Consider the following 25582-nt stretch of genomic DNA (forward strand, 5'->3'; position numbering starts at 1 on the left):
GATTAATTTAAGGTAATATTCCTGGTTTTGCCTGTGCTGTTGGTTACTTGTACAGAGGCCATATTATCTTCAATATTAAAAAATCTGCCCGATTGTGACAAGAACGAAGAGCCATTATAAAACTCTAACCGGCCCGATTTGCCATTCTTGTATTTAACTACCGCAAACATATCCAACGGCTCCAGTTTTACAGTTTTTACAGGGCGTTTCAGTTCAAATAATTTCATATTGCCTAAGTGCTGGCTTGCGGCTAACATATAGCTACCATTAGCGCTGCGCAACTTAACCAGCGCCTTACCATCGCCGGGGATGTAGATACCGCTTTGCATAATGCTTAGTGGTTTAAAGCCGCCCTTACCGTCTCCTTTTAACATTAGGCCATTAAAGGCATCATAGCGGCCGGTGCTAACTTCTGTACTGTAATCATTACCGTTCATAACTACATCGAGGTTACCATCGCCATCAAAATCATCAACAGTGATGCCACAGAGTTCAGACATTTGGGCCTGGATAGGTAAAGGTATCGCAGTAAACTTGCCATTGCCATCATTACGTAAATAGCATGATTGCAAAGTATTAGCCTTAAGCCTTACACCGCCTTTGCGCATCTCGGGAGTTAAAAACTCGTCCATTGTTGCCGTAGCCATCGATTTATAGTTCTGATACCTTATCCTGGTGCTTATCACCTGCTTAATAATATCATCGCGCCCATTAACCGGAAACTCTTTCATTTCCCCATTAGGGTCTTTGAAATACATGGAGGCAAAAGCATCATAACTGCCGTTATGATCAACATCATTGGCGGTTATGTATACCGGGTATTGCTCACTGGCTTTGTAGAAAGTATTTAAACCGGTGTTGCCAACTATGTAGTCAATATCCCCGTCGTGATCAAAATCACCTGCGGCGATGGTGTTCCACCAGCCCAGTTTATCGCTTATTCCGCTTTGCGGGGTAATGTTTTTAAATACGCCTTTATCATTCTTTAAAAATGTAACCGGCATCCACTCACCTGCAAGTACCAGATCGGGCCAGCCATCATTATCAAAATCGGTAAAGGTAGCATCGCAAACCAGACCAATGTTTTTAAGATCTTTAGCTACTGATGCCGTAACATCTGTAAACTTAACGTGACCATTTTTACTGTCGTTACGTAAAACTAGACTCGATACCGGCTTAGGGTAATTCCATGGGTCAACCCTACCCGATACAAACAGATCGAGGTCTCCATCCTTATCATAGTCAACCGCACGCACACATAGCTTACTGGTAAAGTTGCCCGGCATCGCGTCTTGTTGTTCAGTAAAGTTGCCTTTGCCATCGTTAATATAAAAGCGGTCGCGGTAATTAGGCGAATTAGAATCACTTTCGAAACCACCGCTGGCAATATAAAGGTCGAGGTCTCCATCGCCATCTGCATCAAATAGCAAGATGCCTTCATCTTTATAGCTCTGCATTTTGGTATCAACGCCCGGCGTTAAATCCCTTTGAGTAAATTTGCCATTAGCTCCCTGTAGCAAAACCTGAGCATGATATTTGGCATTCCCCCCAACTATAATATCATCAAAGCCATCGCCGTTTACATCACCTACAGCAGTTGCAGGGGCATATTCAGAAAATTTATGCGGCAAGAGTTTTTGTATATTAAAATCGATAAAATCTTCGTCCTGATGTTTGTAGGTTACGTTGCGCGCTTTGGTAACTTCGCTAAACAGGGCTTGTTTATCAATAGCAGGGCGCGTGTAGGTATAAGGTAACTTTGCGTTGGCAATATTTACCTTCAGCACCTGGTCGGCATTTACATTAGTTAATACTTGTTTCTTCAAATTGGGCCAGTGAATTACTACCGAATCTAATTTAGTTACAGCACCCAAACCAAAGTGAGCTATATCATTATTGGTTGACAAATAACCACGATATGGCGTATTATCATACACCTGCTGCTTGCCGTGGTCATAATAAATGTTGGCAATAGCCCCAAAGCCGTTAATATTTTGCTTATCTCCATCAAACTTAATCTGCAGGTAATGATCATTTGCTTTACTATCAGCTTTATCGCGCAGGGTATTTTTGTATACCATGGCTTCGTCATTAATATTATTAATAACCATATCCATATCACCATCGCCGTCCAGATCAACATATACGGCACCGTTTGAAAAGGTTGGGATGGTTAATCCCCAGTTAGTGGTTTCATCGCTAAACTGCAGGTTGCCGCCATTTTTAAAAGCATAATTATGAATTTTAACAACCGGGATCTGGCTCAAAATCTGCTGCATGCTGGCTACCTGGTAAGCCTGTGCACGGAAGGTTGTAAAATCGTGGTCGGTAACGTCGCGCGGGTAACCATTGGTAACCACAATATCGCGGTACCCATCGTTATCAAAATCTGTAATAAGCGGGCACCAGCTCCAGTCTGTTTGCGAAGCATTGCTCATAAAACCTATTTCGCTAAATACCGGATGGCCAACAGAATCACCCTCGCCCAGGCTATTACCCTGGTTTAACTGCAATGTATTATGAACGTATTGATATTGATAACCGTAATAATCGGTGTTTTGGTAAAGTTGATAACTGTTGGGTGTCATAAACATTTTCTTTCTGAAGTTATCTTCAGGGTTCATGTCTAAGGCAAACATATCTACAAGGCCATCATTGTTGATATCCTCAAAATCCTGCCCCATTGCAGTTAGTGAAGTGTGTTTAAAGTATTGCTTTGCAGCATCGGTAAATGTGCCATCATGATTGTTGATATATAAAATATCGTTGGTTATAAAATCATTGGTTACATAAATATCTTTCCATCCATCATTATTTATATCTACAATACTGGCCGCGTGGCCATATCCTTCTATATTGATGCCGGCTTGTTTAGATACATCCTTATAAACAGGATGTTTTAGTTTTGGATCCCAGTCGTTACGGTATAGATGCCCGGTGCTGTGATATGAGCCATCATTATGTATCGGCCTGAAGGTTGTTGGGTTATCACCCGGGTTTAATTCATTTACAACCAGGTACATGTCCAGGTCGCCATCGTTATCATAGTCAAAGAAATAGGCCATAGTTGAATGCACATGGGCGTTAAGGCCATATTCGGCAGCCATTTCTTTAAAATGCGGAACACCCTCTACATCATTACCCTGGTTGATATAGAGTAAATTGGTTCGCTTGGTTGAATCTTTTAACAGTGTATTACAAACATAAATATCGGGCCAGCCATCATTATTAATATCTACAACGGCAACACCTCTGCCCCATCCGCCTTTACCTGCTACACCTGCCCGGGCGGTAATATCATCAAATTTAAAATCGCCTTTATTAAGGTAAAGCTTGTTTGAAACAGCATTACCGGTAAAATATAGATCGGGTTTGCCATCTTTATTAAAATCGCCAACGCCAACACCGCCACCATTGTAAATGTTGATCATGGTTAGCGGATTGATAGAATCCGTTTCAACAATATGGTTGTTAAATGTTATGCCAGAGTGTGAGGAAGTTATCAGCTCAAACATGCTCTTTTTATAGCATGAACTGATTGTAAATGCGAATAGCAGAAACACTAAGTAATAAACAGGCTTCATCGGGATAAATTCGAAACTTTGGTTTAAAAAAAAGGCGGAAACGTGTGTTTCCGCCTTAAATATAGTACTAATGACTATTAATAGTTAGGGTTTTGTTTTAATGGACCGTGCTCTACGTCAATTTCGCTTTGAGGTATAGGGTAGATCTCATTTTTGTTTGAGGTAAAGGTATTACCTTGCATTGTAGGGTTAGCAAAACCAGCGATTTTGCTATCATGAGCAATATAAGCAGTAAGTGCAGTTTTCATGTAACCAGTACCACCTGGGCCACCAAACACACCATCGTAACGTTGTAAGTCGAAGAAACGATGACCTTCCATACCTAACTCCAGTTTACGCTCAAACCAGATGATTTTACGAGACTGATCTTTTGATGTAAAATCTGCAGCTGTGTATAAACCAACTTTGTAGTTAGCAGCAGGTAAAGTGTTATCAACAATAGGTTTAGTTACATCGCCACCAGTGTAACCGGTTAAGCGGCCTTTAACCCAACCGGTTGGATCTGCAGCACGTGATCTAACCATATTTACATAGGTTACTGCTTGTGCTACGCTACCTGTAGTAGACTCTATTTCGCATTCTGCAGCCCAAAGCAACACGTCAGCAAAACGAATCATGTTGTAGTTGTTTGAGTTTGCCTGGTTAGCTGCCCAGCCATTGTAAGTATCGCTGGTAGTACCTTGTTGTGCTTTGTAGTACACGTTTTTGATCGGGCTGTAAGGGCCTGCATCTGGCTGGTCACGTGACCAGGCTGCTCCCGGGTGAATACCCCAATCTAAATAAGGGATACCTCTGCGACCAACAGACCAGTCAAGACGTGAATCTACCGGAGTTGTTGAATCTGGTAACCAGGTAGCATCTGTTGCCAATACACCTTGATCGCTCTTGAAATTGTTAGTGTTATAAGTATCTAACAATGGTAAGCCTCTAACCGGATCTACCTGGAATGAGTTTACAAAGCTAAATGATGGCTGGTAGAAACCGCAGCAGGTAGCAGGGCCACCGCTTGGGTAGTTCAATGCATCACCAGAGTTACCATTGTAACCGTTTGCATTATCCAATACAGACATTTGCACTGCAAATACAGATTCCGGACCGTTTTTAGTAGCCGGGTTAAAGTTATTTGCATAAGGCTCTAACGCATATTTAACACCGCTTGAGGTTACACCATTTGTAATAACATCAGCCAAAGCTGTTTTAGCCTGGTCATATTTATGATCAAACATATAAGCTTTTGCTAAGAATGCTTCGGCTGCATATTTGTTGGCACGGCCAATTTGTGATTGTGTAGTTGGTAATACGGCAACAGCGGCAGTAAAATCGGCTTCAATTTTATCCCAGATCGGGCCTGGGTTACCTACGTTAAAGTTACCTGCATCATAAGTTACAGTTTCATCAACGTAAGGTACGTTTCTCCAGATTTTAGATAACTCTAATTCGTAAACACCTCTTAAAAAGCGGGCTTCGCCAATTAATTGTGCTTTGTAAGTAGGGTCAATTGATCCGTCTGTAACCTGTGGAATTTCTCTTAACACGTCATTAGCACGTTGGATACCGTTGTATAAGTTTTTCCATTTGTTAACTACGTACTCATTTACAACACTTGTGGTGTGGGTCATAATCTCGGCAGCATACGGCTGATCGGTAGGGTTTGAACCTTTGTAAGCATCGTCAGATGCAATACCACCAAAGCTCCAGTTATCAACGCTGGTTTCCCAGGCATCAACAGCCTGGCCCTGGTAAACACCATCTAACATTGAATACGCACCGATTAGTATACCTTCTACACCCGCCTTGTTAGCAAGTACAGATGATGCCAATACACCTGTTGGCTTTTTATCCAGGTAATTCTTACAAGAATAAGATACAGAAAGCAACGCCAGCGTACCTGGTATAACAATTTTATATAATGACTTTTTCATGTTTTAATCTTTTTTATAAATGTTAAAATGTTACGTTAACACCTAAAATATACTGTCTTTGGTTGGTTGGGTAGCTACCGTAATCAACACCAAACGCTGCACTTTGAGTAGCATTTGAAACACCGTTATATGAAGATGGCTGTAACTCTGGATCTAAACCGTCGTATTTGGTAATAGTAAACAGGTTGGTACCTTGAACATATACACGCACTTTGCTGATACCCACTTTTTTGGTAGTGTTTACAGGAATAGTGTAACCTATTTGAGCAACACGCATTTTCAGGAACGAACCGTTTTCAACATAATAGCTACTACCGATAGTTGAACCCATAGTTTGCGAGTAACTTGCTTTAGTAACAGTTGGATTGGTTACACCTGGTGAACCCCATGAATTATACAATGCAGCTTGTGATTTGCCACCTGTAAATGATGAGTAGAAATCTGTGTAGTATTTAGTGAAGTTATAGTCATCGTTACCTTGTGAACCATAAAATACTGCAGTAAAGTCAAAGCCTTTGTAAGCAGCGTTAAGGTTTACACCATAGGTAAAGTTAGGGTTCGGGTTACCGATAAAGGTACGGTCATTGGCATCAATTTTACCATCGCCATTAATATCAGCGTATTTGAATGAACCTGCAGCAGCGCCAGCATAAGTTGGAGCAGCATTAGCCTCAGCAGTGCTGTTGTTTAAGCCAATAACTTTATAACCGAAGAATGAACCAATTGGATGACCAACTTCGTTACGGATAAGGTAACCTACACGAGAGTTAGATGCATCGAAGTAGTCGCCCGGGATAGAAGTAACTTCGTTTTTGTAAGTTGTAATGTTAGCACCAATGCTGTAAGTAAAATCACTACCGGCAACACCATGGTAGGTGGCTGAAATATCCCAACCACGGTTTTGGATATCACCAATGTTAACAAACGGAGCTGTAGCACCACCTACTGTAGCAGGCAATGGTTGAGGGTACAATAAACCAGAGATTGATTTTTTGTAGTACTCAACAGACATATCCAAATGGTTGAATAAAGTTGCATCTAAACCAAAGTTTGCAATTTTATCTTTTTCCCAGCTGGTGTTTGCGTTACCAATTTGTGAGTTGTTAAAGCCCTGGCTGGTTACTGTACCATTGATTGCATAATATGATGAACCGAAACCTGAACCGAACAAGCTGTAAGCGTTAGAGCCGTTGATGTTGGCGTTATTACCGGCAACACCGTAGCTACCACGTAATTTCAGGTCATTAATCCAGCTAATACCTTTCATGAAATCTTCCTGAGATATACGCCATGCAGCAGTACCTGCAGGGAAGTTACCCCATTTTTCGTTACCGAATGCAGAGTAACCGTCACGACGGATAGTACCGCTTAAGATGTAACGATCGTTATAGATATAATCAACTTTAGCAAATAATGAACGGGTAGCAGTTGGCTGGATAGCATTGCTTTGTGCTTTGTTATTCAATGTACCGTTGCTCACGTTAGCATAATCAGGATCTACCGAGAAAAGGTTGGTAGATACACCACTTAAAAATCTTCCGTAAAATTCTCTTTGCTCGTAACCGGCAAATGCACTGATATTGTGTTTACCTATTACTTGAGCATATTTAATGGTGTTTGTCCAGTTATAGTTGCTGTTATATCTTGAGTTTTCGAAATAACCGTTAGATGTACCGTGGTTTTCATAATCGTTATAGGCATTTAAGCTACTGAAACCATACTCCCAGTCATTAAAGTAAGTACCAGAAAACTGAGTTCTTGCAGTAAAGTGTTTCAGGAAATCAGCTTCAGCAAAGGCACTACCTTGGATTTGCCAGGTTTTGTCGAAGTTATCTTTAGTTCTGTATTGTTGTGCAACAGGGTTAGCTGCGTTACCAAGTGGCTCACCACCCGGGCCATCATAAGTACCACCAAAGTTACCGCCAATATCATAAACCGGGATTTGAGGCATAATACGGTAACTCATTGAAATCGCATTGTTTTCTGCCTGGTTACCGTAACCGCCATAACCATTAGGGTTACCGTAAGGGGTTTCTTTATAAAACATATAAGCTGTTTCACCTACACGGATGTGGTCATTCAGTGCAAATGTAGTATTGATACGTGCCTGGTATCTTTTCAGGTAAGTATCAATTAAAGTACCTTGTTGATCAAGATAACCTAAAGAGAACAAATAAGCGTTTTTATCGGTACCGCCACTTGCAGTAATGTTGTGGCTTTGAATTGGAGCCGATTTAAAAATTTCGTGGAACCAGTCAGTACCTTGTTGGTTAAATTTCTGGATTAGGAAATCGTTAGCCGGGTTGTTGGCATCAAAATGATAATCACCTAAATTAACATTATCGCCGGCACCTTGCCCTTTTGTACCATTCCAGCCGTAAGTTGGGATACCAAGGCTGCTGGTATAAATTTTATTGGGGCCGATGTTACCATTGTCGCCCGCAGCAGAAGCAAGTTGAGCCATGCCTTGTGGGGTTAAAGTATGCCAAACGTTGCCGCCCGGAGGAACCTGGGTACCATAAAAGCCATCATAACTGATAGTAGTTTTACCAGATTTACCTCTTTTAGTAGTAATTAAGATAACACCATTACCGCCAGATACACCATAGATAGCAGCAGTACCCGCATCTTTCAATACGCTTATGCTTTCGATATCGTTAGGGTTAAGATCAGACATGCTGTTGGTTTGCACCCCATCAATTACGTATAAAGGCGCACTGTTACCAAAGCTCGATACACCGCGTACAAACACGTTACTACCTGCACCAGGGGCACCTGCTGTAAGCACGGTAACACCCGAAGCCTGGCCTTGTAATAATTGCTCAGAGCTACCTGTAGGCAGTTTTTTAGCATCACTAACGTTTACCACAGCAACCGCACCAGAGATATCTTTTTTGCGTTGAGAGGTGTAACCTGTTACGATTACTTCGTTTAATGATTTGTTATTTACTTGTAATGTGATAGGGTAAGCAGCAGCACCGGTTACGTTAACTTCTGTAGTTGCATAACCTACATAAGTGATTACCAGTGTTTGGCCAGACGTGGCGCTTAGGGTAAAATTACCGTTAACATCAGTTACAGTACCAATAGTTGTGCCTTTAATGCGGATAGCGGCACCAACTACAGGTTGCTTGTCATCACTGCCAACAATGTGGCCGGTGATCTTTGTTTGAGCTGTAACTGCCAATGAAGAGAGTATGCAGCATAGTAGCATGCACAGCACCCTTACCTTGAGGAGTAAACTTTTAAACATGAGATTGAGATTTTAGTTGATTAATTTAATTGATTTATTATTGAGCTTATTTGTTGAGAGAGACAAAGCACCATAAAAACCCTTAGCCCCTAAGGGCCAGAATTAAATGTGCCCCTGGGGTAACCATTATGCTGCGTGACAGCATGGTTAAATTTTACCCGAAGAAATTTAAGTAAAGGTTTTACCATAGTTTGCTATTAGCTACAAAAATTTGATTTAACATATTCATTTCTAAACGTGGATTTGAATAGCGTCCGTAATCTTTTTTTGTTATAATAATATCAGGATTTTAATACGTCCTGCTTTAGTACTGTTATATAATTGGCTTAATCCTAATGTAGATTAAGTGTAGGGCATACACAAGGGCTTTTGCAGAATTATTATTAATTTAAAAAATACCGTATTTATCAAATAAGTGTAAAGTATACACAGGTGTTTTTTAGATTTATCACAATACATACTACCTGCAATTGTGATTTTAATAACAATGTTTTGCAACAAAATGGGGGTATGTTTGTCAAAAACAAGGGCTATGTTAAGCAACTTTTGTATTTACCTTAACATAATTTAAACAAACGCCTTTTTTATGGATGCATTTTTTGTTTTGAGGTGATATAAATTGATGTTAAAAATTCATCACATTTAGGGGTAAAATAGTATATTTTGGGTTGCACCTATTTAAAATATATTGATCACTTTTGAACAAAAATCGTTGTTATTAGCTTATTATTAAATGTTTACAAGACAGGAATTAATAGAATACACCCGTGAAGCCAAAAAAAACTGGCTGAATCATATATCTATCGACTGTGTAGTTTTTGGTTTTCATGAAGGCCAGTTGAAAGTATTATCCCTAAAAATTAAGGATGAGCAAAAATGGTACTTACCAGGCGGTTTTGTTTTGAAAGACGAACACCTGGACGATGCTGCCAACCGGATACTAAAACAGCGCACGGGCCTTGATGAAATATTTTTGCAGCAATTCCACGTATTTGGAGATCCGCAGCGTTCGCGGCCCCATTATGAGATGTATAAAGATTTAGTGGACAACCAGGATAACTGGTTCAGCAACCGTTTTATCACTATTGGTTATTATGCCCTGGTTGATTTTCATAACACGGTTCCTGCACCGGATGCTTTATCAGAAAAATGCGTTTGGTGTGGCCTGGATGACCTTCCGATGTTTATCCTCGATCATAAACAGATTTTAGATAATGCGCTTGATGCCCTACGCCTGCAGCTCAACTACCAGCCAATTGGTTACAACCTGATGCCGCATGAGTTTACCATGCCCGAGCTGCAAAAGCTTTACGAAACTATCCTCGATAAAAAACTCGACCGCCGGAATTTTCAGCGCAAAATTTTAGCTTTCGATATCTTGAACAGATCTGAGCACCCACGCAAGGGCGGCGCACACAAAGCACCTTATCTATACTCGTTTAATCTCGAAAAATATCAGCAGGCGTTGAAAGAAGGACTGGCTGCGGGGTGGTAATATATACCTTATATAAGGTATACGTTTTAGAGGGTTATCTGCAAACCATCATAGGCTAAATGAATGTTTGCAGGTAACTCGGCACTCACATCCGCATGCTTGCCCAGGCGGTGGCTGATGTGGGTAAAGTAGGTATGCTCCGCTCCCATTTCCTGAGCAAAAGCAATGGCTTCATCAAAGGTAAAATGCGAGATATGGCTTTGTCTTTGCAGCGCATTGATCACCAAAATTTTGCTCCCTTTAATTTTCTCACGCTCGGTATCACTAATGGTTTTGGCATCGGTGATATAAGTAAAATCTTTAACCCTGAAACCAAGAACCGGCAGCTTGTAGTGCAGCACCTCTATCGGTGTTAACTTCACTTCGCCTATATGAAAAGGAGTATTCTTATCTATAGTATGCAGGTTAACTTGCGGGATGCCCGGATATTTAAAATCACTGAAAATGTAGTAGAACTCGCGCTTCAAGGCTACTTGTACCTGCTCATTAGCATATACACTCATTGCAGCTTGCTGTTTATAGTTAAACGCGCGGATATCATCCAGCCCGGCAATATGGTCTTTATGTTCGTGGGTAAAAACTACGGCATCGAGGTGCATTACCTTGGCGCGCAACATTTGGTATCGAAAATCGGGACCGGTATCAACAACAATCACTTTTCCATCGCTTTCTATTAAAATAGAAGAGCGTAGCCTGTTATCCCGCTTATCGGTAGAAGTACATACTTCGCAAGTGCAGGCTATAACGGGTACACCCTGTGAAGTTCCGGTTCCTAAAAAAGTGATGGTCACAGCTGTAATTCGGTTTGTTTTATTTGCTGATAGAAAGCCAGCTGTTTATCGTCAAATTGCTTCTGATCAAAATCTGTGGTGCGGATTAACTCGGCCAAAGCCAGTATTTTGCTCTCCAGGTTCGAAAACTTGTTTACCACAATCATACGGCTGCTTTGCAGCAGGCAAGCGCCCGTTTTAAAATTGCCTTTCTCATACCTTACCTTATAACCTGCCGCTTTCAGCAGATTTTCCAGTTTCTCTAACGTATGATTGGTGGCTGTTAACATTATTATATATAACGTGGCTTTTTCAAAAATAGTAAAGTATGCTGTAAAATTGACCAATTGTTTACAAAAAAGGCCAACCGTTAAGGTTAGCCTTTAAATATCATAGTTTGTATACCTATATTATCGTAAATCAACCACCTCGACACCCGGGTGTGCTTTGGCATCAAACCCGAAAGTACTATCAGGCAAGGCTGCATTGCCCGAGAAGGTTTTAATAGTATAGTTATACTTATTACCGTTTTTATCGAATATTAAAGCGCTTGCAATTTCCTTTTGGGCTTTATCAATAAACAACCTGATTTTGAATACCGATTTCTTAGCATCTTCCGGGCTCAGGTCAATTACCTGGCAGGTTTTACCGTTTAACTTCTGGTCGCCGGTGTAAAGGTATTTGTAGCCTTTTTGGTAGATGGTGAAAATTTGAGCAGGGTTAAAACCTTCACCGCTTTTATCAACATCACTTACCTGAACTTCGTTATCTTTTTTAAGGTAAGTCCACTGGGTTTTACCATCGCTGATAATTTCCTGCGCTATCGAAGGTTTGCCTGCAACGGGTTTACCATAAATGGTAACCTTAAACTTGCTGCTTTTTGATTTGGCTACCAAAGTACCGGTTTGGGTTTCTTTGATATTAGCCGCAGGGTTTTCTAAAGTAAAAGCGAAGTCTGTTTTAATGGCATCGTAGCTTTTGTATTTCTGGGTAACCGCATCTAAAATAGTTTTAGCCTGGGCATCCTTCTGTGCAAACGATTTGTTGAAGCCAATAAGGGCCAGTATAAAAAGTAGTGTGTATTTTTTCATGAGCTTGTTTCCCCAAAATATACCGGGGTATTTATAGATTAGATAGTTAAATGTATATATGGTTTAATCACGCGGCTTGGCTAATTCTTCGAGGTGGCGCTCCAGGCTGTACTCATCCGGATATAAAACCTCGCGGGCTTTACTGCCTTCGAACGGGCCGACAATACCTGCGGCTTCCAGCTGATCTATAATTCTACCGGCACGGTTGTAACCAAGTTTTAGTTTCCGCTGAATTAATGAGGTTGAGCCTTGCTGATGTAGTACAATTAAACGGGCTGCATCTTCGAACATTGAATCACGATCATTAGCGTCAAATTCTTTCGGGCTGCTGTTTGCTTCGCCTTCTCCAACATATTCTGGCAATAACATGGCGGTTGCATAGCCACGCTGGTTACCAATAAAGTCTGATACCAGCTCCACTTCCGGCGTATCCACAAAGGCACACTGTAAACGGATCAAATCGCTACCCATGGCCAGCAACATATCCCCGCGACCGATCAATTGATCTGCACCGCCCGAATCCAGAATGGTACGCGAATCGATCTTAGACAATACCCTGAATGCCAACCTGGCCGGGAAGTTGGCCTTAATAGTACCCGTAATAATATTTACCGATGGGCGCTGCGTTGCAATAACCAGGTGGATCCCGATGGCACGTGCCAGCTGCGCCAAACGGGCAATTGGTGTTTCTACCTCTTTACCGGCCGTCATCATTAAATCGGCAAACTCATCCACAATCAGTACGATGAATGGTAGGAAACGGTGACCTTCATTCGGGTTAAGCTTGCGATTAACAAACTTGGCATTATACTCTTTGAGGTTACGTACCTGTGCATCTTTCAACAGATCATAACGCTGATCCATCTCGATACACAACGAGTTGAGCGTGTTAATTACCTTTTTAGTATCGGTGATAATAGCATCGGCCTCATCTGGCAATTTCGCCAAAAAGTGTCTTTCTATCTTGCGGAACAGCGTAAGCTCCACCTTCTTAGGATCCACCAGCACGAACTTCAATTCGGCCGGGTGACGCTTATATAATAAAGATACCAAAATAGCATTGATACCAACCGATTTACCCTGACCGGTTGCCCCTGCTACCAGTAAGTGAGGCATCTTGGCCAGATCGGCAATAAATACTTCGTTCGAAATGGTTTTACCCAACGCGATAGGTAAATCCATCGTGGTGTTCTGGAACTTCTCTGAGTTCAGCACAGAACGCATCGAAACCATCTCAGGATGTTGATTTGGCACCTCGATACCAATAGTGCCTTTACCCGGCATTGGCGCAATAATACGGATACCCAATGCGGCTAAGCTTAAGGCAATATCATCCTCAAGGTTCTTGATCTTCGAGATCCGTACACCCGGAGCTGGGATAATTTCGTACAGTGTAACTGTTGGACCGATGGTTGCCTTGATCTTATCAATCTCGATATTATAGTGGTTCAGCGTGGCAACAATTTTGTTTTTGTTGGCCTCGAGTTCACCTGCATCGACAGAAATTTTATTCGAGCCGTAATTCTCTAATAGATCAATCGGAGGATATTTATAACCTGATAAATCGAGCTTAGGATCAAAGGCACCGAATTTCTCAACCAGTTCGTTAGCTGTTTTTGGCGTTTCCTGCTCAATCGTTAACTCGGCCTGCGGGCGGGTTTCTTCTATCTCCAGCGTAAGCGGAATTTCATTCGTTTCTTCTTCCTCCTCCACATCAGCCGGGTCTTCCATCAAAGGTTCCGGCGTAAGGATGATAGGTTCGTGCAGGATGTTATTTTGTAAAACCGTGGTATGTGCTGTAGTATGCGGCACAATGCTTTCGGTTTCTACAGGCTCTGCAGCCACAACAGGTTTGTGTACTATAATATTCTGCTGCAGGCGCTCTTCATCTACGTTATCATTGTCTGGCAATGGTTCAAAACGGGCACGGTTGCTTTTCCAATCCAATGGATCTGGAATGTCGCCTTCAATATCAACGGGCTCGGGCACAATACCGTCGGCACCTATTGCCGATGGCATTAAGCCGCCTTTGGTTTTACGCTCAGGTAATTTAAAGTCGATGTTGTAAGCAATGATCAATACGGTTAAACCTGCAAAAACTAGCAAGCAACCTGTACCGGCCTGCCCTATCTGCGCATCAAGTAAACGGTTGCTCCAATAGCCAAACTCGCCCTCTAAAAAATGAGGATAGTCTGAAATCAAGCCATGTACAAAGCCAATAGCAACTGAAAAGAATATGATCCCGAAAAATGAATAGGCTAAAGTTTTGGCCAGCGAAAAAAGCCTGATCTTAAATAACAGGCGATAACCGATAATAACAAATATGCCTACAAAAATATAAGAGGCTAAGCCGAACCACTGGTAAATAAACTGATCTGACAATAGCGCGCCAAGCTTACCCATCCAGTTATCAACTATCGGGTCTTTAACGCCGTTATCAAGCAGCTCCTGCTGGGTTTTAAACAGGTTATGCCAGCCGCCATTAGCGTGCGACACATAACTTTGATCTTGCTGCCAGGTAAATAAATAGGCAGTGAAGGCTATAAAAAAGAAGATAGACAGGATGAGGAAAAACAAGCCGATGATCTTAATCAGACGGCCATTGTTACGGAGATCGAACTGTGGTAGCTCTATCCGGGGCCTTGTCCTTTTCCCTGGTTCTTCTTTGGCAGAACCCTGACGAGGCTTATTTTCGTCTTTGAAACTATTAGATTTAAACTGATTCCCTTTTGGCGGCATCCTGATTCAACAGATTTAATTACAAATATAAACTTAATAGATTAAAGCACCATTTGTAATAGTTTTTAATTTTTTTGTATTATTGACTCATGAGTGTGGAACAACTGGAAGAGTATATTGCTGCTGATGACCTTGCGGGCATTAAAACCCTGCTAACCCAACATCCTGATCTTGCAACAAGCAGTACCAGTTATAATGTTTCGCCCCTGTTGCTGGCCTGTTATTTTAAGAAGCCACAATCGGCCGATGTGATACTCGGTTTTCTGAAAGAGATTAATTTATACGAAGCATCTGCCGTGGGTAAGTTTGATGCCGTGGCCTATTTAGTACAAACACATCCCGATGATGTTAACAGTTATGCACCCGATGGGTTTACGCCGCTTGGGCTTGCTGCTTTTTTCGGACACCTCGAAGTTGCCCGGTATTTGGTACTGAAAGGTGCCGATGTAAACCTGCCTGCCGACAATGGTTTTAGAGTTGCGCCCATACATTCGTCAGTTGCGGGTAATTTTACAGCCATAACCAAGCTGTTGATAGATAGCGGTGCCAATGTGAATGTGATACAGCAAGCAGGTGTTACTCCACTGCATAGCGCTGCCCAAAATGGCAATCTGGATATATTGATCATGCTTTTAGAAGCAGGCGCTTCTGTTGAGGCACGTATGGAAGGCGGCAAGCTCCCTGCCGATTTGGCCCGCGAGAAGGGTTTTACAGAAATTGCCGATATATTAAGCTAAATCAAATTTGTATTTTTACGTGTTACATTTTTGATACTAACCTCATAAGCATGAAAGCTGAAAAAATGGTGATGCTCACCGGTAAAGAATACCAGGAAATTAAACGTAAGATTGATGAAGGCGAACCTTGCATTTACAATATCGGCTCATCATCAAAACCACAGATTATCCATGTGTTGAGCATATACCTGGATACCGACCCTGATTTTACACGTAATACCGGCCAGTTTGCCAAAATACATAACGATAAAGATGTACAGGTAAAAATTGAGTACGAAGAGCAGAACTAAAATCTGCTTTACTCAATTTCTATTACAGATCGGTTACGCGGGTGTGTACACGCTTAACATAGTTGCGGATATCGAGCACAATACCGGCGAAGAAGTAAAATATAAGCGGGAAACCTACTGCCAAAAACGACGAATAGATAAAGAAAAGCCTGATTTTAGAGATAGACACGTTAAAGCGCTCGCCCAGGTAAGTGCAAACACCAAATGAATATCGTTCGAAAAAGGTTAATATCCGTTGTAACATCCTTTAAATCAGTTTTAATATCTTATTTCCAACGCTGCATTGCAGGCATTTCTTATAATTACAATAATTATTTTTTAGCTCCAGCAAAGCCTGGGTTTCAAAAGCAGTTTTTGTTTTAACGCCCAATTCTACAAAGCTACTAATAATTGAGTTGTCTTCGGCAGGTAATTGCTCCAATAACAGCAAACTACGGTCAATATACCGCTCTTGTTGGTGCAGCTTACCATAACTGAACAAAAATAACGCCAAACTATTGAGCAATAGATTATTAACAGAAATCAATCCCATTTCTTTAGATGATGGTGCGCTCTCCACATCAAAACGGTAATGCGTTTCCCAGTAAGGGTTAACAGGGATATCGGTAAACAAATCGCGCAGCAGTTTTACGTCACTGATCTCGAGCACCTTAGATAACAGGTGATTTGATTTACTGATGAGCCCCGCAAACTGCGCCAGCCTGATGGTTGGAAAATTCAACGGGCGCAGCCGCAAAAACTTAAACAGGTACTTGTCTATCGGCTCAAAGCCGTATTTCTTCCGCAGAAACTGGTATTCTGTTTTAAGCTGATTAGGATATTCGTCCTTAAAATCTTCTTCCAGAAAACCTGCTTGTCCGAATATTAAAGCCTCAATTTGCAGCGGGCTATTTTTGTGTTTACCGAGGATAACCTGTGGTAAAGATTTAGCCAGCATCTCGAAAGGCAGGGCATTGATTTTAAAACCAAAATTTGCAGCGAGGTGCTGATAAAAGGTTTCTTCCCAGTCGCCGGTGTTTTGTTTTAAGGTCTGGGCTACAAAGGCCGACTTCTTTTCCAGACGTTCTACCAATACTCTGGTCAGCCAGGTGCGCATCGTTAAATCATCAACGGTGTGGATCGCGCTTTCGCAGGGGATTATTTTTTGATCGCCGTAAACGAGGTTGTGGTAGCGGCTGTATAGTTCGGCAGGGATCCGGTGTTCCAGTTCGAGTGTGGGCATCAGGTTGCCTTCGGTTGTTTTAACCGGGGCATCATCGCGGTAAACCACGTGGAGGATCACATTATCGTAAGCCTTATCCTGCTGATGATTGTGTTTATCCCAATCCGAAGCGGCTACATGAATTTCTACATTACCTGCCCAAAGAGTATCACCAATCTTAATACGTGCCTGTTGAAAATCGGGGCCGGCATTGGTATTTTGCATGCCCGGGTTAATTACCTCGATTGTTTCGCCGGTGGTAGTTTGCAAAGAGTCCCGGTTGTACAACCGGAACTTCCATACATGGTATAAAAAATCTTCGGTAAAAAGCATGATTAAGGGTTAGTATTTAACCTGCAATTTACCGAAATAAACCTATTTACAAAGCCGGATTGGCAGCATATTCGGCCCAAAGTTCATCTAAAGTTTTGCCGGTCTGGTCCTTCCAAACGCTATCCACATAAGTATGCTCGCGCATTTGCTTATCCAATACTTTTACAATGCCTTTTTTGTGATGATTTTCAATCCACAGTAAAAAGCGGGCAGTAACACGGTAAGCATTATCGTAGTTAGACCCCGGTTTAAAATCGGCCAGGCTCCATTTGGCAGCTACATTATTAACGCCGAACTGGTTACGGGCATAATCGGCAATACCTTCGGTTAACCAACCCGGGCCGTTGCTTTGGCCATAATCCTGCACAATGTGCATTACTTCGTGGGTAACCACATCAATATCTTCGGGCTTTTTGTGCATCCATTTACTGCTGATGCGTACGTGGGCGTTATCAGTTTCGGCAACACCGGCGTAAGCGGTATCAACCATCATAAATACTTCTTTGGCCGTTTTTTTATTGTATTCTTTAGCCAGTTCGGGGTATACTTTAAAGAAGGTACTGATTAGTTTTTCTTTAACCGCAGGGTCTAAATCAGGGTCGTTATTGGTAAATATTAATGTGTAGCCACCTTTTTTGGTAACTTCAGGGGTTTGAGCGAATGTGTTAATGCTAAATGCAAGGCACAGGGATAAGAGCAATGTTTTCATGGGCACAAATTAAGAATTATAAATAATGCCCCTGCTTACCAGTTTGTCACTTTTAGGTTAGAAGAGTGCATATTTAGTGACCGGCATCACTGCAATTTAACATTCAATTAACCAAATAACTACTATGTTTGTACTTTATATACCATTGCATAGCGTTTACACGCTTTTACATTTATGATCTACACTGATACATTATTTCAGGAGGCCGTACAGTTGCTGCGGCACTTAATATCAACCCCGTCTTTTAGTAAAGAAGAGAACCTTACAGCCAATATAGTTAACGCTTACCTGGAGCAGCATGGGGTGGAAACGCACCGTAAAATGAACAACATCTGGGCATGGAACAAGCATTTCGACCCGGCTAAGCCTACCATTTTACTTAACTCGCATCACGATACCGTTAAACCCAACAGCGGCTACACCCGCGACCCGTTTGATGCTAAAATTGAAGATGGCATCCTATACGGATTAGGCAGTAATGATGCAGGCGGTTGCCTGGTATCATTAATCGCCACCTTCTTACATTTTTACGAAAAAGAGAACCTTAAATATAACTTCTGCCTAGCTGCTACTGCCGAAGAGGAAATTTCAGGCGTAAACGGTCTCGAACTTATTATCCCGGATCTGGGTCAGCTTGATTTCGGCATTGTTGGCGAACCCACCCTAATGCAACTGGCCATTGCCGAGCGCGGTTTAATGGTACTGGATTGCACCGCCCACGGTAAAGCAGGACACGCCGCCCGTGAAGAGGGTGATAATGCCATTTACAAAGCCATTAAAGATATTGAGTGGTTCCGCAGCTACAAATTCCCTAAAGAGTCGGAAGTATTCGGGCCGATTAAAATGTCGGTTACGATTATCAATGCGGGCTCGCAGCACAATGTGGTACCTGCCGAGTGTACTTTTACTGTTGACGTGCGCGTTACTGATGCTTACCGCAACGAAGAAGTACTGGAGATTATCCGCCAGCATGTAACCAGTGATGTTAAACCAAGATCGATCCGCTTAAAGCCATCATCAATAGATAAAAACCACCCGATTGTACAGGCTGGTATTGCTCTGGGCCGTACCACCTACGGTTCGCCTACTACATCGGATCAATCATTACTGGATATCCCATCTGTAAAAGTTGGCCCCGGTGATTCGGCCCGCTCACATAGTTCTGATGAGTTTATTTATGTGGATGAGATACGTGAAGGCATTGAGCTTTATGTGAAGATGCTGGAGAGCATTAATTGAATTTAGAGACAAGAAACAAGAGCCCAGAAAACAAGATAAGAAAGCCCTGCAATTCGAAATTGCAGGGCTTTCCTTTTTATTTTTGTCATTGCGAGCGATAGCGTGGCAATCTCGTCGCCAATGTTTATTCGACCTTTATAGCTACGAGATCGCTTCGTACCTCGCAATGACAAATTTTATATCTTGTTTCTGGGCTCTTGTTTCTTGACTCTACTCAAATAGCTCCTGCCCCTCCGTATAATACGTCTTCCTCGTACCATCATTAATTAAAATCTTCTCCCCTTTTGGTGTTTCTTTTTTACGGGTATGATGCACCTGCAGAAAATCACGGAACTCGCCGCTGATAATATCCGGCTTGGCTTTTACAATCTCTTTTTCGGCATGGGTTAAAACGTGGTTGATGGATTTGGCCAGTACTTTAACCTTATCCTCGGGTATTTTATTGGCAACTGAGAATGGCGAGATCCCGGCATCGTAAAAAATTTCATCGGCATAAGCGTTACCTATCCCACGGATAAACTTTTGATCCAGCAGCAGGTTCTTAATCACCGTACGTTTCTTTTGCAGCTGGGCGAACAACCACTTGGCATCTACCGACTCATCCAATGCATCTGGAGCAGTTTTTTTCTCCGGGTCGAGCGTTGGTGTGGCGGCAGACTGGAAATCGGTTAGCGCAAGGCCTGTGCCGTCTTTAAAGTGTAGTTCAACTACTGTATATTTATTCGTGTTCTTATCCTCAAATAAAAACAGCTGACCGTGCAACATTAAGTGCAACGCCAAAGTATGCTCACCAAAATCGAAATAAAGCTCTTTGCCTTCGCGGTAAACTGTCTTCAGTGTTTTATTGTGCAGGGCATGCTGCAATGCATCGGCAGAAACATTGAGCTTCTTGCTGTGCACTACAACTTCCTTTAGTGTTTTACCACCTAACTTTTTATCAAGGTTGCGGGCAAATACCTGCAGATCTGGCAACTCTGGCATAATCGTTCTCTTTTAAGCAATAACAGCTATTGGCCGTTATTGCTTCCTAATATAGTAGAAAATTTGCCTTCGTAGTCTTTAAGTTCGCCTTCCAGTTTGTTGTTTAAAGCAAGCTGATTATTTTCTTTGGTCAAAGCCGCCATAGCGTTTATGAGCGATACCCCAATCTTCACATCCCGCAGGCTTACCGAATCTGAATTATCTTTTAGCTGACGGTAGTTATAATCGAGCTGATCTTTCACATAAGCATTCACATTATTCACGTACCTGTTGCCCATGCTAATATCTTTGAGATGATAGGCGGTATCGGCAATATAATATTTACGGGTAGCCACATCAATATAAGGCGTAAGCTGCGTTGGCATTACCTCATCATATTTGTGCAGCGCTTTTAATGCCATATCCGGGTGACCTTCGTTGATCAGGTTGTTAGACAGAACGATAAAGTTAGCCATCAGCATCGGGTAAAATACATCAACAGTTTGGCTATCGAGGTATTTGGCGCTTTTCATATTGCCCCATTTGTACTTGTTCACCATGTTATCGTACATCACGAGGGTATTGGTTTGCTCGCTTTCGTCGTCGGCAGGTTTTACTTCTTTTTTCAGTGGCAACAGGCGGTAAACCAAACCTTCTTTGTAGAGGTGCGGGCGCAGACCGATAATTTCTTCGTCCGTCATTGATGAGGCAAAGCAGATGGGGCGTTTCCAATCGTTATGTACCAAAATATCCATGATGCCCAATCCGGCTTTAGGGAGGTAATTCGATGGATATTCCCATTCAATCGTATCGGCAATTTTACTTTCCTGTGCGGCCGTAACCACGTGGTTATCCATCACCTGTTTTTTGTTAACAGTAAGTTTGAAGTTTTTGGTCGGCATGTAATTTTCGCTGCTGCCATCGGTGTATTCCAGTTTAGAGCGTGGGTCGTCAGAAGTCATAAAATCAAACACTTCCTTCAACTCAACCGAATCGGGCAGTTTGGCATCGCTATAGCGGATATAATCGCGCACACCATCTTTAAATTTATCGTAAGGCATACTGATTGGTGCAGCATCGGCATCGTTCATTTTGTGCTTCATCTGGCGCATATTCCATCCCGCCGAGAACAGGTTAACATTGATAATGCGCACATCCGGGCGGATCCCTTCAACCTCCTGATCGTACCACAATGGATAAGTTTCATTATCTGCCGAAGTAAATAAGATCGCATTTTTAGGGCATGAGATCAGGTAGTTGTAAGCCAGATCATGGGCCACTTTTTTGGTGGAGCGGTCATGATCTTTCCACTCCTGTTTAGCCAGTAGTATAGGAACAACCAATAAACATAAGCCGATAGAAAGGTATGATGCAGTGCGCGCGTTCAATTTGCGCATCAGCAAATCGGCAATAGCCAGTACCCCCAACCCTATCCAAATGGCAAAGGCATAGAACGAACCTACGTACGAGTAATCGCGCTCACGGGGTTGCAGATTGTATTGGTTAACGTAAAGCACAATGGCAATCCCCATAAAAAAGTAAAGGGTAGCCAATACCAAAGCATCCTGCTTATTGCGTTTATATTGATAGATAATACCCAGCAAGCCAATAATCAACGGCAGCGCATAAAGCGGCGTATAGGTATTGCTCAGCATCACAGAATCTGGCAAATGTTTGCCATGATCGAGGATACCGCTGGTCCAATTACCGTTGATGCCGTGGGTGCTGGTCTGTCCGTCCTGCTCATTATACCGGCCCACAAAATTCCACATAAAATAACGGAAGTACATCTGGTAGATCTGCCAGCTAAACATCCAGGCCAGGTTATCGCTAAAAGTTGGCGTTTGGTTATCGCCCAGGCGCAACCATTGTTTATAAAACGAAACATCATTGGCATCAGTACTAAACATACGCGGCATAATGGTATTATGGTCGTATATCAATTCTTGTTTTTTGCCCACTACTTCATAACGTTCGGTACCTTTACGGTACATGATTAAGCCGTCTTTTTGGTCGATAGCCTTGGCATCAAAGTATGGCCCATATAACAATGGCGGGGCAACGTATTGAATTCGCGACAGGTACTCGTTCAAAGCAAAAGCATTATCGGGATGGTAATTATCCAGATTGGTATCGGCATGCGCCCGGATAGGGATCATGGTAAAAGAACTGTAGCCGAAATAAATAAACGCCACACAAACCAAAGCCAGGTTAAGCGCCGGTTTATGTTTGCGGATACTGTATACAATGCCATAAGCAAGCGCACCAATTAACACAGTTAAAAATATCAAGGCACCGGTATTAAATGGCATACCAAGCGTATTCACCGCAAACAGATCAAAGTAACCGGCAAACTTTACAGTGTATTGGATAATGCCAAACTGTACAAAGGCCAGCAATACCACGCCCGCTAAAAAGGCAATCACCGTATTTTTAACATTGATTTTATTATACCTGCGGAAATAATAAATAAGCGTAAGCGCTGGTATAGTTAACAAATTAAGCAGGTGGATACCTACCGATAATCCCATAATGTAAGCAATAAAAACCAACCAGCGGTCGGCACCGGGTTCATCGGCGCATGCTTCCCATTTAAATATTGCCCACAGAACCAGTGCGGTACAAAGCATGGCCGGCGAAAACACTACCGTTTCAACAGCCGAAAACCAGAAGCTATCAGTATAAGTAAAGCCGAGAGCACCAACCAACCCGGCTCCCATAACCATAATAATTTGGGTGGTGCTTAACTGTTCGCTACGCTTGATGAGCAGCTTCTTGGCCATTGCAGTAATAGTCCAAAACAGAAACATAACAGCCGCACTGCTCGATAGTGCAAAGCCCGTATTGGTAAAGTAAGCCACCTTACTTTTATCGCCCATACTTAATAGCGAGAAAACCTTACCCAGCATGGCAAACAAAGGATAACCCGGCTGGTGCGATACCTGCAAACGGTACGCGCAGGAAATAAATTCGCCGCAATCCCAAAAACTTACGGAAGGTTCTAAAGTTAAAATATAAGTTGTGGCCGCAACAATAAAGCAAAGCCAGCCCAACAGGTTATTGATTTTTTGATAGCTCATGAGGCATAAGTGTTTAGTTTCGAACACTAATATCCGGCTTAAATTAATGGGATGTATGGGCCTTAACTTCCGTTTAACATTTCTTAACAATATTTAACGCTTTGAGAGAGAGGCAAGAAACAAGATGCAGGAGACAAGACTAACTTCCTCTATTTATCATTGCCTTACTAATAACACAGTGGGTATAAACTTTGTCATCCAGAGCGATAGCGAAGGATCTTCTTCGCTGTGTAGAGCAGTTAATGCTTATCGAAGAAGATTCTTCACTGCGTTCTGAATGACAAAGTAGGGGTCTTGTTTCTTGCATCTTGTTTCCTGTCTCTATCTTATAACCTATCTTTGCCCTCATGGATGGAAAAACCAGAAGCGATATTTACCCCGGCCTGGAGGTTGATATTATATTGAAGAAAGACCAGCGCACCGGCGCGCGTACCCGCGGTTTTGTTGATAGGTTATTAACCAGCGCACCTTACCACTCGCGCGGCATTAAAGTGCGTTTGGAAGACGGACAGGTTGGCCGGGTAATTGAGATATTTGAGGAAGACTAAATTGCTGATATAAACAGTACTTTTAACCCAATGAGTAACACACCAATACCCCGAAAAAAAATACTTGCCCTGGATACCCACTACCGCGTATACATATCGCTAATAATTGCGGCCATTGTATGTTTTAGCGTGCTGCATACGGTATCGGCATCAACAGCCATATTATTAACCTGGATGACTTTTGCCACCTCTGCCATCGTGATGGACTGGATTATCATCCTCACGGCACATCCACGCGATTTTAAAAAGATTGCCGTACTCGAAGACTCGAGCCGGACGATGATCTTCATCGTAGTGATCGGCGCATCGATAGTGAGTTTATTTGCCATAATATTTCTGCTGAAGATGACCAAGGGCGCATCGCGCGAGGATATTAATGCGCATATATTTTTGGTGATAGCCTCGGTGATAACCTCATGGGTATTGGTACACACGCTGTTTACGCTACGCTATGCACACATGTATTACGATACAGATGATGATGAAGGCAATGCCAAGCCAATGGGCGGCCTCGAATTCCCAAAAGAAGAAAACCCGGATTACCTCGATTTTGTATATTTTGCCTTTGTAATCGGCATGACCTTCCAGGTATCGGATGTGGAAATTTCTGACAGGCAGATCCGCAGATTAGCCTGGGTGCATGGTATGATCTCTTTTGCTTTTAATACGGCAATTGTAGCACTGAGTATTAACGTGATTTCGGGATTGGTGGGTGCGTAAAAGCCTCCCAATCTTCCACGAGAGTGAGGGCTTTTAAATAATAGTTTAAGAACACACCCCTAACCCCTCTCGAGAGGGGAATTAGAAAATAAGAAAAATGCAAAAACCAGATAGTTTAATATTTGACATGGACGGAACCCTTTGGGATGCCGTTGATACTTACGCCCAATCTTGGAACAACGTTTTCAAAGAAATGGGAATTGATATTGTTGTGGAACGCGACAACCTGGCCCGGATGGTGGGCTGGGAAGGCAAAAAAGTGATCAAAGAAATTATGCCCGACTTTGATGATGAAAAACGCCAGCAGATTTATGCTACGGTTAATGCAGGTCGCCATAGTTTAATTGCCGAAATGGGTGGTACTTTGTACGATGGTGTGCGCGAAGGTTTGCAGGCACTGGCCACCAAATACGATCTGTTTATTTTGAGCAATTGTGCCAAAGGCATCATCCGCTCATTTATTGACTGGGCCGGGATTGATGAACATATTAAAGATGAGTTTGCCTACGGTGTAAACTACATGCCCAAAAACCATAACATTAAATTACTGGCCGAAAAGCACGGGTTAAAAAGCCCGGTTTATATTGGCGATACCCTGGGTGATGGTGAGCAGAGCCGCATTGCCGGGATTCCGTTCGTTTTTGTAAGCTACGGTTTTGGCGAAACCGATGATTATGATTTGAAGTTTGATAACTTCAGGGATTTGACGGATTATTTTATGGGGTTGGAATAGAAACCAACGGATGCTGTCGCAAGTTTAGCGTAGCGTAACTTGTGACCTTTCTGTTGTAAGCTTTCAGCTTACGTAAGGTGAAACCTTACAGCAGTATTACCACAGGTTAAAAACCTGCGGCAGCAAAAAGGTTAAAATAAAAATGCCCTTGGTTTTCCAAGGGCATTTTTATTTCAGG

General features: G+C 42.4%; 19 protein-coding genes. 7 read left to right on the forward strand and 12 right to left on the reverse strand.

Annotated features, from left to right (window positions below):
• Window positions 1-2: 2 nt before the first annotated feature.
• From PQO05_RS20940 to PQO05_RS20950, 3 genes are all read right to left on the reverse strand, one after another.
• Window positions 3-3515, reverse strand: coding sequence for a CRTAC1 family protein (locus tag PQO05_RS20940; RefSeq protein WP_273629401.1), 3513 nt, complete (start codon window positions 3513-3515; stop codon window positions 3-5).
• A gap of 146 nt (window positions 3516-3661) precedes the next feature.
• Window positions 3662-5506, reverse strand: a complete 1845-nt coding sequence (locus tag PQO05_RS20945; protein WP_273629402.1) for a RagB/SusD family nutrient uptake outer membrane protein — start codon at window positions 5504-5506, stop codon at window positions 3662-3664.
• Window positions 5507-5528: 22 nt separating this feature from the next.
• A complete protein-coding gene (locus PQO05_RS20950; RefSeq protein WP_273629403.1) occupies window positions 5529-8759 on the reverse strand; it encodes a SusC/RagA family TonB-linked outer membrane protein in 3231 nt (1076 codons plus the stop codon).
• A 733-nt stretch (window positions 8760-9492) separates the two neighbouring features.
• Here PQO05_RS20950 and PQO05_RS20955 point away from each other — a divergent pair.
• The gene (locus PQO05_RS20955; protein ID WP_273629404.1) at window positions 9493-10254 is read left to right on the forward strand and encodes an NUDIX hydrolase; all 762 of its coding nucleotides are present in this window, start codon (window positions 9493-9495) and stop codon (window positions 10252-10254) included.
• 26 nt (window positions 10255-10280) lie between these two features.
• Here the strand turns inward: PQO05_RS20955 and PQO05_RS20960 are convergent, their stop codons facing one another.
• The 4 genes from PQO05_RS20960 to PQO05_RS20975 form a co-directional block, all read right to left on the reverse strand.
• Complete coding sequence (locus tag PQO05_RS20960) at window positions 10281-11045, reverse strand: MBL fold metallo-hydrolase (RefSeq protein WP_273629405.1); 765 nt, start codon at window positions 11043-11045, stop codon at window positions 10281-10283.
• Entirely contained in the window at window positions 11042-11314 is a 273-nt protein-coding gene (locus PQO05_RS20965; protein ID WP_273629406.1) for a hypothetical protein, read from the reverse strand. Before PQO05_RS20965 ends, PQO05_RS20960 begins: the two co-directional genes overlap by 4 nt.
• Before the next feature lie 120 nt (window positions 11315-11434).
• On the reverse strand, window positions 11435-12115 hold the full coding sequence (lolA1, locus tag PQO05_RS20970) for an outer membrane lipoprotein periplasmic chaperone LolA1 (protein WP_273629407.1): 681 nt from the start codon (window positions 12113-12115) through the stop codon (window positions 11435-11437).
• A 63-nt stretch (window positions 12116-12178) separates the two neighbouring features.
• Window positions 12179-14854: an FtsK/SpoIIIE family DNA translocase gene (locus tag PQO05_RS20975; RefSeq protein ID WP_273629408.1), complete on the reverse strand. Its 2676-nt coding sequence runs from the start codon at window positions 14852-14854 to the stop codon at window positions 12179-12181.
• Between the two features lie 89 nt (window positions 14855-14943).
• On the opposite strand from PQO05_RS20975, the gene PQO05_RS20980 reads away from it, so the two are divergent.
• Window positions 14944-15591 (forward strand): ankyrin repeat domain-containing protein, encoded by a 648-nt coding sequence (locus PQO05_RS20980; RefSeq protein WP_273629409.1) that lies wholly within the window; start codon window positions 14944-14946, stop codon window positions 15589-15591.
• A gap of 50 nt (window positions 15592-15641) precedes the next feature.
• On the forward strand, window positions 15642-15881 hold the full coding sequence (locus PQO05_RS20985) for a hypothetical protein (protein ID WP_273629410.1): 240 nt from the start codon (window positions 15642-15644) through the stop codon (window positions 15879-15881).
• Between the two features lie 22 nt (window positions 15882-15903).
• Here the strand turns inward: PQO05_RS20985 and PQO05_RS20990 are convergent, their stop codons facing one another.
• Genes PQO05_RS20990 through PQO05_RS21000 form a run of 3 tightly spaced genes read right to left on the reverse strand, consistent with a single transcriptional unit; the run spans window position 15904 to window position 18124 of the window.
• The gene (locus tag PQO05_RS20990; protein ID WP_174314938.1) at window positions 15904-16125 is read right to left on the reverse strand and encodes a PspC domain-containing protein; all 222 of its coding nucleotides are present in this window, start codon (window positions 16123-16125) and stop codon (window positions 15904-15906) included.
• Window positions 16126-16128: 3 nt separating this feature from the next.
• Complete coding sequence (locus PQO05_RS20995) at window positions 16129-17415, reverse strand: DUF2851 family protein (RefSeq protein WP_273629411.1); 1287 nt, start codon at window positions 17413-17415, stop codon at window positions 16129-16131.
• 46 nt (window positions 17416-17461) lie between these two features.
• Entirely contained in the window at window positions 17462-18124 is a 663-nt protein-coding gene (locus tag PQO05_RS21000) for a basic secretory protein-like protein (protein ID WP_273629412.1), read from the reverse strand.
• Between the two features lie 174 nt (window positions 18125-18298).
• Here PQO05_RS21000 and PQO05_RS21005 point away from each other — a divergent pair, with 174 nt between their 5' ends.
• Complete coding sequence (locus PQO05_RS21005; RefSeq protein WP_273629413.1) at window positions 18299-19363, forward strand: M20 family metallo-hydrolase; 1065 nt, start codon at window positions 18299-18301, stop codon at window positions 19361-19363.
• A 210-nt stretch (window positions 19364-19573) separates the two neighbouring features.
• Here the strand turns inward: PQO05_RS21005 and PQO05_RS21010 are convergent, their stop codons facing one another.
• Complete coding sequence (locus PQO05_RS21010) at window positions 19574-20344, reverse strand: Fpg/Nei family DNA glycosylase (RefSeq protein WP_273629414.1); 771 nt, start codon at window positions 20342-20344, stop codon at window positions 19574-19576.
• 26 nt (window positions 20345-20370) lie between these two features.
• Entirely contained in the window at window positions 20371-23403 is a 3033-nt protein-coding gene (locus PQO05_RS21015; protein WP_273629415.1) for a glycosyltransferase family 117 protein, read from the reverse strand.
• A gap of 347 nt (window positions 23404-23750) precedes the next feature.
• Here PQO05_RS21015 and PQO05_RS21020 point away from each other — a divergent pair, with 347 nt between their 5' ends.
• From PQO05_RS21020 to PQO05_RS21030, 3 genes are all read left to right on the forward strand, one after another.
• A complete protein-coding gene (locus tag PQO05_RS21020; RefSeq protein ID WP_273629416.1) occupies window positions 23751-23951 on the forward strand; it encodes a YwbE family protein in 201 nt (66 codons plus the stop codon).
• A 30-nt stretch (window positions 23952-23981) separates the two neighbouring features.
• Entirely contained in the window at window positions 23982-24671 is a 690-nt protein-coding gene (locus PQO05_RS21025) for a DUF1345 domain-containing protein (protein WP_273629417.1), read from the forward strand.
• A gap of 97 nt (window positions 24672-24768) precedes the next feature.
• Window positions 24769-25404 carry an HAD family hydrolase gene (locus tag PQO05_RS21030; protein ID WP_273629418.1) on the forward strand — a complete coding sequence of 212 codons (636 nt, stop codon included), beginning with the start codon at window positions 24769-24771 and terminating at the stop codon, window positions 25402-25404.
• The last annotated feature ends 178 nt before the right edge of the window (window positions 25405-25582 follow it).

The organism is Mucilaginibacter jinjuensis (assembly GCF_028596025.1).
GTDB classification, from domain to species: Bacteria; Bacteroidota; Bacteroidia; order Sphingobacteriales; family Sphingobacteriaceae; genus Mucilaginibacter; species Mucilaginibacter jinjuensis.